General features: G+C 68.3%; 13 protein-coding genes. 7 read left to right on the top strand and 6 right to left on the bottom strand.

Features of this window, described 5'->3' with window-relative positions:
* Positions 1–180 precede the first annotated feature (180 nt).
* The 5 genes from KXS11_RS01880 to KXS11_RS01900 all read left to right on the top strand — a co-directional run bounded on the left by KXS11_RS01880 (position 181) and on the right by KXS11_RS01900 (position 4,690).
* Entirely contained in the window at positions 181–426 is a 246-nt protein-coding gene (locus KXS11_RS01880) for a DUF3263 domain-containing protein (protein WP_437383749.1), read from the top strand.
* 21 nt (positions 427–447) lie between these two features.
* Positions 448–1,020 carry a LytR C-terminal domain-containing protein gene (locus KXS11_RS01885; RefSeq protein ID WP_437383750.1) on the top strand — a complete coding sequence of 191 codons (573 nt, stop codon included), beginning with the start codon at positions 448–450 and terminating at the stop codon, positions 1,018–1,020.
* A gap of 287 nt (positions 1,021–1,307) precedes the next feature.
* Complete coding sequence (locus KXS11_RS01890) at positions 1,308–1,511, top strand: cold-shock protein (protein ID WP_437383751.1); 204 nt, start codon at positions 1,308–1,310, stop codon at positions 1,509–1,511.
* Positions 1,512–1,715: 204 nt separating this feature from the next.
* Positions 1,716–3,335 (top strand): chaperonin GroEL, encoded by a 1,620-nt coding sequence (groL, locus tag KXS11_RS01895; protein WP_437383752.1) that lies wholly within the window; start codon positions 1,716–1,718, stop codon positions 3,333–3,335.
* Positions 3,336–3,514: 179 nt separating this feature from the next.
* Positions 3,515–4,690, top strand: coding sequence for a hypothetical protein (locus KXS11_RS01900; RefSeq protein WP_437383753.1), 1,176 nt, complete (start codon positions 3,515–3,517; stop codon positions 4,688–4,690).
* A gap of 64 nt (positions 4,691–4,754) precedes the next feature.
* On the opposite strand, the gene KXS11_RS01905 is transcribed toward KXS11_RS01900, so the two are convergent.
* The 6 genes from KXS11_RS01905 to KXS11_RS01930 form a co-directional block, all read right to left on the bottom strand.
* The gene (locus KXS11_RS01905) at positions 4,755–5,045 is read right to left on the bottom strand and encodes a WXG100 family type VII secretion target (protein ID WP_437383754.1); all 291 of its coding nucleotides are present in this window, start codon (positions 5,043–5,045) and stop codon (positions 4,755–4,757) included.
* 143 nt (positions 5,046–5,188) lie between these two features.
* Positions 5,189–6,859: an ATP-binding protein gene (locus tag KXS11_RS01910; protein WP_437383755.1), complete on the bottom strand. Its 1,671-nt coding sequence runs from the start codon at positions 6,857–6,859 to the stop codon at positions 5,189–5,191.
* Between the two features lie 10 nt (positions 6,860–6,869).
* Positions 6,870–7,559, bottom strand: a complete 690-nt coding sequence (locus KXS11_RS01915) for a response regulator transcription factor (protein ID WP_347868548.1) — start codon at positions 7,557–7,559, stop codon at positions 6,870–6,872.
* A gap of 83 nt (positions 7,560–7,642) precedes the next feature.
* A complete protein-coding gene (locus KXS11_RS01920; protein ID WP_437383756.1) occupies positions 7,643–9,286 on the bottom strand; it encodes a DNA repair helicase XPB in 1,644 nt (547 codons plus the stop codon).
* Between the two features lie 53 nt (positions 9,287–9,339).
* Positions 9,340–11,184: a helicase-associated domain-containing protein gene (locus tag KXS11_RS01925; protein ID WP_437383757.1), complete on the bottom strand. Its 1,845-nt coding sequence runs from the start codon at positions 11,182–11,184 to the stop codon at positions 9,340–9,342.
* Positions 11,185–11,189: 5 nt separating this feature from the next.
* A complete protein-coding gene (locus KXS11_RS01930) occupies positions 11,190–11,465 on the bottom strand; it encodes a multidrug ABC transporter ATPase (protein ID WP_437383758.1) in 276 nt (91 codons plus the stop codon).
* 136 nt (positions 11,466–11,601) lie between these two features.
* On the opposite strand from KXS11_RS01930, the gene KXS11_RS01935 reads away from it, so the two are divergent.
* Both KXS11_RS01935 and KXS11_RS01940 read left to right on the top strand, forming a co-directional pair.
* Positions 11,602–11,985, top strand: coding sequence for a cold-shock protein (locus KXS11_RS01935; protein ID WP_437383759.1), 384 nt, complete (start codon positions 11,602–11,604; stop codon positions 11,983–11,985).
* On the top strand, positions 11,978–12,631 hold the full coding sequence (locus KXS11_RS01940) for a DUF3027 domain-containing protein (protein ID WP_437383760.1): 654 nt from the start codon (positions 11,978–11,980) through the stop codon (positions 12,629–12,631). Before KXS11_RS01935 ends, KXS11_RS01940 begins: the two co-directional genes overlap by 8 nt.
* The last annotated feature ends 65 nt before the right edge of the window (positions 12,632–12,696 follow it).

Below are 12,696 nucleotides of genomic sequence, written 5' to 3' on the forward strand. Positions count from 1 at the left end.
TGAACGTGCTGCCTCGCCGGGTCGGATGCGGGCTCACGCGCGAGGGCTGAATAGGATGGACCAGCGGCAGCCCCCTGCCGGACTCCAGTCGCCGAATCGGCGCCGATCAGCAGGAAGGTCAGCATGCAGCCAGCGTCGCACGAGCCAGCCGCTGACGACCTGCCCGTAGAGGCATCCGGGTTGACCGCGCGCGAACTCGAGATCCTCGAGTTCGAGTCCCACTGGAGGCGCCACGTCGGTGCCAAGGAAGCCGCCATCCGCGACCGCTTCTCGCTGTCGCCCACCCGGTACTACCAGTTGCTCGGTGCGCTCATCGACTCACCGTTCGCCCTCGCCCACGACCCCATGCTGATCAAGCGGCTGCAGCGCACCCGCGACGCCCGCCTCGCGGCGCGTGGAGCTTCGGCTCCCCGCCACGAGGGGTGAGCATCATCCGGAGACCACACCATGGCTGAATCCTTCCCTCCAGACCGCTTCGACGAGGTCCCCGACCTCAAGCGCGTCGGGGCGCACCGCGCGCCTGCGCCGAAAGGCCGCGGCTGGATCGCCTTCCTGGTCGCCGTGGTGGCGACGCTCATCCTCGTGGGGATCGGCACGCTCGCGCTGTTCGGCCTGAACGACCGCATCGACTTCTTCGGCGGTTCCGCGAGTCCGAGCGCCACGGCCACGCCCACCCCGACGCCGACAGAGGCTGCACCTGTCGTCGATCCCGCGGCCAGCATCCTCGTGCTCAACGGCACCCCGACGTCCGGCCTCGCGGCGGCGGGCGCCGCAGCGATCACCGCGGCCGGCTTCCCGCAGCAGATCTCGACGAGCGACGCCGCGACCGACAACGTGGCCGCGAGCGGCGTCTACTACCAGGATGCCTCGCAGGAGGGTGCTGCCCGCGCCATCGCCGCCGCGCTCGGAGGCATTCCCATCCAGCTCACCGACCAGTACGCGATCCCGGTGGAAGAGGGGGAGACGCCCATCCTGCGCATCGTCGTCGTCCTCGGTGCGGACTACCAGCCGGCGGCCTGAGCGACGCGTACTCCGGGCGCCGTTGACGGGCAGGACTGAGGGGCTGTGTTTCGGGGGTGTTTCCTCCGTGTTGAGTTGTCGTAATACTCCGCGCAAAACACAGATATTCGCGTGATTCCGCAGGTCACTCCGGATTAGTATCTGAAACTGTCCGCTCATCCCGCTCCGTGTCGACTCGCCCCCGAGGCGTCACGGCAGGGATGGCCGCCCGGAGTCCCGACTCCGGATGGCAGGTCCGGCATCGGCAACGGTCGACGCCTGTGAGCACGCAGCAATGGGAGTATGAAATGGCGAACGGAACCGTGAAGTGGTTCAACGCTGAGAAGGGCTACGGCTTTATCACGGTTGACGGAGACGGACAGGATGTCTTCGTCCATTACTCGGCTATCGACATGAACGGCTACAAGTCCCTCGAGGAAGGCCAGGCGGTCGTCTTCGAGGTCGGCACTGGCGCGAAGGGGCCCCAGGCAGAGGCCGTCCGGCTGGCGTAGTCACGAACCACCGGGAGCGATCCCCGCAACGCCGTCCACTCCGGTGGGCGGCGTTGTCCGTTGCCCGAGGGCGTTCCCGGGAGTTCGCTCAGGGCGCCCGCGCTCACTTGCACTCCCACCCCCTGAGTGCCAGAATCGAACTAGCACTCGTACTCATTGAGTGCTAACAACGTTCATGACGTCCGGGAGGGACGAAAAACACACATGGCTAAGATCATTGCTTTCGACGAGGAGGCCCGTCGCGGCCTCGAGCGTGGACTGAACATTCTTGCTGACACGGTCAAGGTCACCCTTGGGCCGCGCGGTCGCAACGTTGTCCTCGAGAAGAAGTGGGGCGCCCCCACGATCACCAACGATGGCGTGTCCATCGCCAAGGAGATCGAGCTCGACGACCCGTACGAGAAGATCGGCGCGGAGCTCGTCAAGGAGGTCGCCAAGAAGACCGACGACGTCGCTGGCGACGGCACCACCACCGCGACCGTGCTGGCACAGGCACTCGTGCGTGAGGGCCTCCGCAACGTCGCCGCAGGCGCCGACCCCATCAGCCTGAAGCGCGGCATCGAGAAGGCCGTCGAGGCCGTCACGGTCGAGCTCATCGCGAACGCCAAGGAGGTGGAGACCAAGGAGGAGATCGCAGCGACCGCTTCCATCTCCGCCGGCGACACCACCATCGGCGAGATCATCGCCGAGGCGATCGACAAGGTCGGCAAGGAAGGCGTCGTCACCGTTGAGGAGTCGAACACCTTCGGTACCGAGCTCGAGCTCACCGAGGGTATGCGCTTCGACAAGGGTTACCTGTCGCAGTACTTCGTGACCGACCCCGACCGCCAGGAGGCGGTGTTCGAGGACCCCTACATCCTCATCGCCAACCAGAAGATCTCGGCGATCAAGGACCTCCTCCCGATCGTCGACCAGGTCATCCAGTCGGGCAAGCAGCTCCTCATCATCGCCGAGGACGTCGACGGCGAAGCGCTCGCGACCCTCGTCGTGAACAAGATCCGTGGCATCTTCAAGTCCGTCGCCGTCAAGGCTCCGGGCTTCGGCGACCGCCGCAAGGCACAGCTGCAGGACATCGCCATCCTCACCGGTGGCCAGGTCATCTCCGAGGAGGTCGGCCTCAAGCTCGAGACCGTCACCCTCGACCTGCTCGGTCGTGCCCGCAAGGTCGTCATCACCAAGGATGAGACCACCATCGTCGAAGGTGCCGGCGACGCCGAGGCCATCGCCGGTCGCGTCTCGCAGATCCGCAAGGAGATCGAGAACACCGACAGCGACTACGACCGCGAGAAGCTCCAGGAGCGCCTCGCCAAGCTCGCGGGCGGTGTCGCGGTCATCAAGGCCGGTGCAGCGACCGAGGTCGAGCTCAAGGAGCGCAAGCACCGCATCGAGGACGCCGTCCGCAACGCGAAGGCTGCCGTCGAAGAGGGCATCGTCGCCGGTGGTGGCGTCGCGCTCATCCAGGCCGGTAAGACCGCGTTCGAGAAGCTGGAGCTCGTCGGCGACGAGGCGACCGGTGCGAACATCGTCAAGGTGGCCATCGACGCTCCGCTCAAGCAGATCGCTCTCAACGCGGGCCTCGAGCCCGGCGTCGTGGCAGACAAGGTCCGCAACCTGCCCGTCGGACACGGCCTCAACGCCGCGACCGGTGAGTACGTCGACATGCTGGCTGCAGGCATCAACGACCCGGTGAAGGTCACCCGCTCCGCGCTGCTCAACGCAGCGTCGATCGCAGGTCTGTTCCTCACCACCGAGGCCGTCGTCGCCGACAAGCCGGAGAAGAACCCGGCTCCGGCCGGCGACCCGACCGGTGGCATGGACTTCTAAGTCCGACCAGTCCCACACGCGCAGGGCGTCTCCTTCGGGAGGCGCCCTGCGTCGTTTCCGTGCGTGCATCGGGGGCAACCCTCGACCTGCATGCCGTCGCGCGCATATGTCGGACATTCGTTGCGCATACGTGATCCGAATGGCCGATCGCTCGACGCCCCTGTTCCTATGATCGAGCTATGAGAACACTCGGGGGAGTCGCGGTCGTCGCCGCGCTGTTGCTGGCCATGACCGCTTGTACGTCGCCGGAGCCGGCACCGACGGCGACCCCGTCGTCCACCGCTCCGTCCCCGACCACGACCCCGCGTCCGACGGTCCCGGAGAGCTCATACGGCTTCGGCTGCGCGAACCTGGTGCCGCAGGACGTCCTGGCGACGGCACTCGCCCCGTCGGTCGAGCTCGATCCGGCCTTCACGCACGCCCAAGACCGCAACCCGCTCATGTGGGCTGTGAGTTCGCTCGGCGGACTGCACTGCACCTGGAGCAACGGCGTTCCACTCACCCAGTCGGAGGGCGGGACACCCCTCGGGACCGAGCGCTTCGCGCAAGTGACGATCCTGCCCGATGCGCACGCCGACTGGGATTCGTACTTCGAGCGATGGGCCGACGGCGAGACGGGACCGTGGGAGGACTCCACGACGCTCGCCTGCTTCACGCAGGACGGCCAGAACCCCGGCGTGTGCAGCATCAACTTCCTGGTCGGGGACAGCTGGGTGGACGTTCGCATCGACGGCCCTGCCGACAACGCCGCGAGCTCCGACGAAGAAGCCGCTGCGCTCGTCACCCCCTTCCTCGAGGCGATCCGTTCAGCCCTCGAACCGGTCGGGACGGCAGCTCGATTCGACTGGGCCGGCCAGGCGCCGGGCCTGAACACCCTGCCGACGGAGTGCGCCAGCTTCGTCTCGGAAGCGGACATGAGCACCACGTTCGGCCAGGAACTCACCTACAGCTCGGTCGCGAAGAAGCGGATGTGGAACCTTCGCGTCGCCGCAGACGACTTCGGCGCCCCGGACTGCATCTTCTCCCTCCCCGACAGCGACTCGTCGCGCGGCCTCCTCACCGCGCTACCCGGAGGACGCTGGGCGTATGAGCAGATGCTGGAATCCCGCATGAGTGCAGGGGAGGACATCCAGACGGTGAGCATCGACGGGCTCGGTGCGAGGGACGCGTTCCTCGAATGCGCGTCAGAGCCGTGGTTGGAGTGCAACCTCCAGCTCACCGTCGCCGGTCATTGGCTGGATGTGCAGGTGTCCAACGTTTCGTCGCTCGACGGCACCTACGCTCTCGAGGAGCTCGGAGCACAGGCGACCGCCTACGCCAAGCTCGCGGCATCCAACCTGCTGGCGATTCCCTGAGACGCTGCGCGATCGCGGGCCGCTGAGCAGCCTCTCCCACTGGCGTCCAGCGGCCCGCGGACTGTCAGCCGCTGAACATGCTCGCGTTGGCGCGCTCGATGTCGGCGTACTGCGATCCGGCGACCGTGAGGGCACGACTGATCTCGCCGAGGTGTTCCTCGACCTGACGCTGGGTTCCCCGCCAGCGGTCGACGACCCCGTGGAACGCCGCTGCCGCGGTGCCCGTCCACTGCCCGTCGAGGGCGGACAGCTGCGCGTGCAGCCGGTTCACCTCGCTCTGGATCTGTTCGATCGTGACGCGTGCGGCGGTCGCGGCACGCTCCACCGCGTCGCTGTCGACCTGGAATGTTGCCATGGGATGCTCCGTTCGTCGTGACGATGCGGATGCATCGCCCTGTCCACGACGCTACGAGCGCGGGGGATCCGCGCCCGGCCAGGAACGGCCTGATGTGCATGCATCACCGACCGCCCGCTCCTGTGGAGCGGTGTCGCGAGCGATCAGGCGGGCGGACCGTCGATGACGAGCGGTGTGGTCGCGGCAGCCGGAGCGAGCGGGAAGGTGACCCGGAACGTCGCCCCGCCGCCGGGCGTCTCAGTGACGTCGACGGTACCGCCGTGTGCGGCGACGATGGACGCCACGATGGCCAGTCCGAGACCGCTGCCGCCGGTCTCACGGGTTCGAGAGCTGTCGGCACGCCAGAAGCGCTGGAAGATCTTCTCCCGGATCTGCGGCGGGATGCCCTCACCATGGTCGACGATCGAGATGCTCGCCGTCCCGGCACGCACGTCGGCGCCCACGGCGAGTTCGATCGGGCTGTCTGCCGGGGTGAAGCGCAGGGCGTTGCCGATGAGGTTGGTGACGACCTGGCGGATCTTGTTCTCCTCGCCCAGCACGATCGGCGGGACGGCCAGGATCAGCGGTTCGGCGACCGGTGCCGGCGACTGCTGCGCGACCGCCTCCGTTCCCGATTTCGGTCGACGGCGGAACCGGTTGAACGTCGCGCCGAAGATGGGTCCGGTGCCCGCCGCCTGCTGCGAGGTCTCGCCGGTGGTCGTGGGGACTGCGGATGATTCCTGGGTTGATTCGGTGCGGGGAGCCGGCGCGGCGTGCTCATCGCGCACGACCCGAACGGTGCGCCCGGGGGCCTGCGCCGTGGTGTCGAGTGCTGCGTCCCGGGCGACGGGCAGCAGATCGACGGCCGACAGGTTGAGCGGGCGGGTCTCGTCGAGGCGCGCCAGCTGCAGGAGGTCTTCGACGAGCGCGCCCATACGGATCGCCTCCTTCTCGATGCGCTCCATCGCCTGCGCGACGTCCTGCGGGGTCTGGAGGGCGCCCATCCGGTAGAGCTCGGCATAGCCGCGCACGGAGACGAGTGGGGTGCGCAGCTCGTGGCTCGCATCGCCGACGAAGTTGCGCATCTGCTCGATGGTCTTCCCGCGGTCGGAGTACGCGCGGTCCATCCGGGCGAGCATGGTGTTCAGCGAGCGGCTGAGTCGTCCGACCTCGGTGTTCGGGGTGGACCCCGCGAGTCGCTGGCTGAAGTCGCCGTCCGCGAACGCGGCCGCAGTGCGCTCGACCTGCCGGAGGGGCTCGAACGTCCCGGTGACGAGCCAGCGGGTCAGGAGCGCCCCAACGACGATGATGAGCACCCCGAGGACGAAGAAGATCGTGAGGTAGGTGGCGATCGTGTTGTCGGTGGACTGCATGGAGATGGCAACCCACGCGGCGCCCGTGCGGAAGCCGTCGAGCGTGACCGGCACCGAGACCGCGTGGTACACGATCGTTCCGCTCGCGTTGGACGTGGAGTAGATCTGATCGCCCGAGGCCGCCACGTCGTTGGCGCTCAGATGCGCCGGGTGCTTCGGAGCGACGCTGTCGTCCCACCCGGACGATGCCCTGAGCTCACCGTTCGTGTCGTACACCGCGACGAACAGCGAGGTCGGAGCGTCGAGCTGGAGCTGGCCGTCCTCGGAGATCTCGCCGACGATCTTGCCCTTGGCAGCGGTGATGAGACTGTCGTTCGCCTGCTGCGTCAGGACCTCCTTGAGGAGCGGCGTCGTGCCCATACCGGCGACCAGCAGGCCGAAGGCGAGCACGAGCACCGTGACACCGGTGATCTTCGTGCGGAGGGAGACGCTGCTCCACCAGGTGGACAGGGAATCGGCCATCGGGTGCGGTCTACGCCTTCCCTGCCTTGAGCATGTAGCCGAAGCCGCGCTTCGTCTGGATGAGTGGCTCGGTGGAGAACTGGTCGAGCTTGCGACGCAGGTAGGAGATGTAGCTCTCGACGATGCCTGCATCGCCGTTGAAGTCGTACTCCCACACGTGGTCGAGGATCTGCGCCTTCGACAGCACGCGGTTCGGGTTCAGCATGAGGTAGCGGAGCAGCTTGAACTCCGTCGGGCTGAGGTCGATGGGGGTGTCGCCGACGAGCACCTCGTGGGTGTCCTGGTCCATCGTGAGCTCGCCGGTGCGGATGACCGCGTCCTCGTCGGCCTGCATGGTGCGACGGAGGATCGCCTTGATGCGGGCGACGATCTCGTCGAGGCTGAACGGTTTGGTGACGTAGTCGTCGCCGCCGACGGTGAGGCCCGTGATCTTGTCCTCGGTGTCGTCTTTCGCGGTGAGGAACAGGATGGGGGCCGTGTAACCGGCGCTGCGGAGCCGCTTCGTGACGCCGAAGCCGTTCATGTCGGGGAGCATGACGTCGAGGATGATGAGGTCCGGCTCCTCCTCGAGCACTGCCGAGATGGCGGCTGCACCGTTGCCGACGGCGCGCACGGCGAATCCGGCGAAGCGCAGGCTGGTGGTGAGGAGGTCGCGGATGTTCGGTTCGTCGTCGACGATGAGGATGCGGGGTCCGGTCATACGACCATTATCTGCACGTTTCTTGGGACTTTTCTGAGAGCCGCGCGGCGTGCCCTGTGGATCGGCGATGAACCGCGCGCGGCTCAGGCGGTCTGCAGGGCGTGAGCGTCGAGGATCGTGTAGCTGTAGCCCTGTTCGGCAAGGAATCGCTGGCGATTCTGGGCGAACTCCTGGTCGACGGTGTCGCGGGACACGAGCGTGTAGAAGCTCGCCGTGAGTCCCGTCGTCTTCGGGCGGAGCAGTCGCCCGAGTCGCTGCGCCTCCTCCTGGCGGGAGCCGAATGACCCCGACACCTGGATGGCGACGGTCGCCTCGGGGAGGTCGACCGAGAAGTTGGCGACCTTGGAGACGACGAGCACCTGTTCGGTGCCGTCGCGGAACGCCTGATAGAGCCGCTCCCGCTCGTCGATCGGCGTGGCACCGGTGAGCTGGGGCGCACCGAGGGTCTCGGCCAGCTCCTCGATCTGATCGAGGTACTGCCCGATGACGAGGATCTGCTCGCCACGGTGCCGCTCCACGAGCTGGCGGACGACGTCGAGCTTCGCCGGAGCGGTGGCTGCGAGACGGTAGCGCTCGTCGTCGGCCGAGGCCGCGTAGGTGAGCCGATCGGCCTGCGGCAGGTCGACCCGAACTTCGAAGCAGGCCGCCGGGGAGATGAAGCCCTGGGCCTCGATCTCCTTCCACGGTGCGTCGAAGCGCTTGGGGCCGATGAGCGAGAACACGTCGCCCTCCCGGCCGTCCTCGCGGATCAGGGTCGCCGTGAGTCCGAGCCGGCGCCTGGCCTGCAACTCGGCGGTCAGCTTGAACACGGGCGCCGGGAGCAGGTGCACCTCGTCGTAGACCACGAGACCCCAGTCCATGGCGTCGAGGAGCGCGAGGTGCGCGTACTCACCCTTCCGCTTGGCCGTGAGGATCTGATACGTCGCGATCGTGACCGGCTTGACCTCCTTCACCTGCCCGGAGTACTCGCCGATCTCCTCGGCGGTGAGCGAGGTGCGCTTGAGCAGCTCGTCGCGCCACTGCCTGGCCGAGACCGTGTTGGTGACGAGGATGAGGGTGTTGGTCGACGCCGTCGCCATCGCCCCCGCGCCGACGAGTGTCTTGCCGGCGCCACAGGGGAGCACGACGACGCCCGAGCCGCCCTCGAAGAAGTTGTCGACGGCCTGCTGCTGGTAGTCGCGCAGGTGCCAGCCGTCCTCCACCAGATCGATCTGGTGCGGCGTTCCAGCGGTGTACCCGGCGAGGTCCTCAGCCGGCCACCCGAGCTTGACGAGTTCCTGCTTCAACTGGCCCCGCGCCCACGGCTCGACGAGGTAGGTGTCGGGAGCCGGGTGTCCGATGAGCAGCGGCGCGATGCGCTTCGCGCCCGAGACCTCGGTGAGGATCGGGAGATCGGTGGAACGCAGGACCAGCTCGCCGTCGACCGAGCGCTCGATGACGAGGCGACCGTAACGGTTCACCGTCTCGCGCATGTCGATGGTCACCGACGCCGGGATGGAGAACTTCGAATAGCGTTCGAGCGTCTCGATCATCTGATCGGCGTCGTGTCCTGCGGCACGCGCGTTCCAGAGCCCGAGCCGCGTGATGCGGTAGGTGTGGATGTGCTCCGGTGCCCGTTCGAGCTCGGCGAAGACCGAGAGGTCGTGCCGTGCGTCCTCGGCGAGCGGGTGGGCGACCTCGAGGAGCACGGTGCGGTCGCTTTGGACGATCAGTGGTCCATCAGACATAACCGCCAAGTCTACCGGCCGAACGGCCACTCGGCGCACCTGGGAGGCGCCGCTCAGTCCGCGACCCGCACCTCGGTGATCATCGCGAGTGGCAGCGTGCGTTCGACGTCGGCCGTGCGGTCGAGTCCGCGCAGACGACCCCCCGCGAGACTCACCGGCTCGATCGTGAAGGAGGACCGGCGCTCGCCGTGCTGCAGCTGCACCGTCACCGGCGTGTGGTCTCGGACGGCGATCTCCAACTGCTTGGCGAGCCACGCGGTGCTCGTGTCGCCGCGATCGTCGGCGCGGAGCCGCGACACGAGGTCCTGTTCGGGCGCTGGGGGCGCGGCGTCCACCGACCGACGGAGGGTCGGCTGACGACGGACGCGGAGCGGAGCGCCGTCGGCGTCCTCAGCGACCACCGGGTATCGCGCGTCGTGCAGGGCCCAGTAGACGGTGAGTGCGTCGGCACGACTCGTCAGGCGACCTTCGCCGCCCGGGCGCAGACCCAGCGCGATGAGGCTCTGGTCGACGGAGACCGCGGCGATGAGTCCGGCGTCGTGCGAGCGGATGTAGCTGGAACGGCCCGGCTCCGCAGAGGCGTCCGCTGATGCGCCGATCATGCCGACGCGGATGAGTCCGAACCGTTGTTCCGCTTCGGACACGAGGTAGCGCAGGGGCTGCGGCATTCCCGTCAGCGAGACGGAACCGAGGAACTCGAGGACGCTCTCCGCCGTCTCACCTGCTGCGAGGGCCCTGGTGACGCTCTGCGAGGTGATCCGGTAGCGCGATGCCTGGGCGCGTCCTTCGGGCTCCGCGATGGACCGCAGCCTGGCGTCGAGTTCGGCGGTCGGCGGTCCGAGGGCGATGACCGTGAGGTCGTCCTGCAAGACGACCTGTGACACCTCCGCAGGCAGGCCCGCGGCGAGCTCAGCCGCCGCGGCGTCGACGTCGCCGTCCAGGAGGAGCCGACCGATGCTGCTCGTGCTGCCGTCCGCGACGACGCCGAGGAGGGCCGCGACCGCTGCGACGGCGGCTCCAGGCACACGGACAGCGTCGCCTGCGAGTGGGTACCACCAGGAGAGTTCTTCGACGAGGTCGCTGGCACCGCGACGGTAGGCGCTGACGATGCGATCGCGGAGCGCGCCAGGGATCGCCGCCTCCCAGGCGGTGGCCAGCGTCGTCCAGCGCGCCGGAGTCGTCGATGCGAGCCAGGTCTCGCCCTCGGCGCTCACCCGGATGGTGGACGCCACGGCGTGGGTCAGTCCTGCGGCAGCGGCGACGGACAGGGCGAGCTCGACCTCTTCAGGGGTGCTCGCCGCGGCCGTGGCGAGCCGCTTGAGGTCCGGCATGGACGGCGCGCCGCGGCCGAGGAGGCGGGCGGGTTCCCGATCGAGTTCGTGCAGGCTCTCGCCGAGGACGCCGACGGCCCGTGCCGCCTGCTCGATGGAGAGGGAGTCGACGTCATGCGGGGAACTGAGCAGGGGCGAAGCGGGTGGTGTCGCCGGCCGGAGGAGCTCGGTGCGCCCGGGGCGGCCCTCCGCCTCCCAGGCGTCGAAGACCGCTCCGACGGCGTTCACCGGCGTCGAAGCGTCGTCGTCGTGCGCGAGGAGGAGGGCGTCGTCGAGCTGCGCGAGCGCCGCGGACACCGCCTCAGGGCTCCGCGAGCTGCGCTCGGCGAGCGCGGCGAGGTCCTGCGTCGATGCCGCGGGAGCGAGGAGGGCGGCGAGCACGGCGAGGGTGTCGCGGTCGAGGAGCGCCATGCGGCGACCGACGCTCGCCTCGTCGAGGAGCGCCTCCGCAAGATCGAAGAAGTCGCCGATCCGAGACGGGGAGACCTTGCGGTCGAGCAGCAGCCTGCGGAGCGCGTCGTCCGGGAGGTCCCGGAGGCGGCGCGCGATCGCGAAGGCCTCGCCCATGGTCGTCAGCGCGACGCGGATCCGCGGGACTCGCGGGAGCGCCTGACGGCGCCCACGATCATCAGCGCGATGACGAGGACGAAGGCGAGTGGGAGGCCGACGTACGGCACCATCGCGACGAACGGCCAGACGCCGCTTCCGAAGTCTGCCTGCTGGAGACCCGTCGCGGTGCCGACCATGATGGCGACGAACGCGGCGATGGACGCGGCCACGATCGTCACGACCATGTAGGCCAGGATGCGTTCGGGCCGCGAGATACTCGGCGTCTTGTCGTCAGTCACAGTTCCCAGGATAGAGGCACCTGGTCGCTGCACCGAATAGGCTGGGGAGCGAGGGCCCATCGCCCTCTCGATCGTGCTGTCTGCGCGATCACCGCACGGCGCTGCAGTTCTGCGCACGACACACAGCGAGGTTCCCATGCCCACCGGCAAGGTCAAGTTCTACGACGAGGAGAAAGGCTTCGGCTTCATCAGCTCCGATGACGGCCAGGAGGTCTTCCTGCACGCCTCTGCGCTGCCCACCGGCACCGTCGGCGTCAAACCAGGGACGCGGCTCGAGTTCGGCATCGCCGACGGCAAGCGCGGCGCTCAAGCCCTTTCAGTGCGTGTCCTCGAGGCACCGCCGAGCCTGTCGAAGCTGAAGCGCAAGCCTGCCGACGACATGGCGATCATCGTCGAAGACCTCGTCAAGCTGCTCGACGGCATGGGCGGCGACCTGCGTCGCGGCAAGTACCCGAACAGCAGCCACAGCAAGAAGATCGCGGCCGTGCTGCGCAAGGTCGCGGACGAGCTGGATGCCTGACGCCGGGTTCGAGACCCCGGAGCAGCCGGGTGAGCGCGTCGAGTCCGACGAGCTGACCGATGCGAGCCCGGCCGGCGAGCACGTGCCGGTCCCCGACGAGGTGTTGATCGCCGCCGTGGAGCTCGCGCGTGAGGCGCTCGAGGAGATCACGCCGGCCAGCACGGTCGGCGAGCCCGCGGGTCACGTCGTGGTCGACGACCACCTGGTGTCGCTGCTGTTCGCGAACACGATGCCCGGCTACCCGGGCTGGTTCTGGACGGTCACGTTGTCGCGAACCGCAGACGACGCCGTGCCGAACGTGCTCGAGACGGAACTGATGCCCGGCGACGGTGCGTTGCTCGCGCCGCAGTGGGTGCCGTGGTCCGAGCGCCTTGCCGACTACCGAGCGGCTCAGGAGGCGGCTGCCGCGGCGGCTGCCGACGAAGCGCTCGACGATGACGACGTCGACGCTGACGAGTTCGACGACGACGCCGCCCTGTCCGGAGACCCGCGCGACCGCGATCGCGACGGCATCGAGCTGGAGTACGACGACGAGGACGACTCGGACGAGGACGACTCGGACGAAGACGACTCCGACGACGACGACTCCGACCAGGACGAGGACGACGAGGACGACGACGACGACGACCGTTTCGAGGACGAGTAGTCCCGTCCAGCGCCGTGAAACACCGAACGGGCGGCCGACCTCCAGCAGGAGGTCGGCCGCCCGTT

It is taken from the genome of Plantibacter flavus (assembly GCF_051487245.1).
GTDB lineage: Bacteria > Actinomycetota > Actinomycetes > Actinomycetales > Microbacteriaceae > Plantibacter > Plantibacter flavus_B.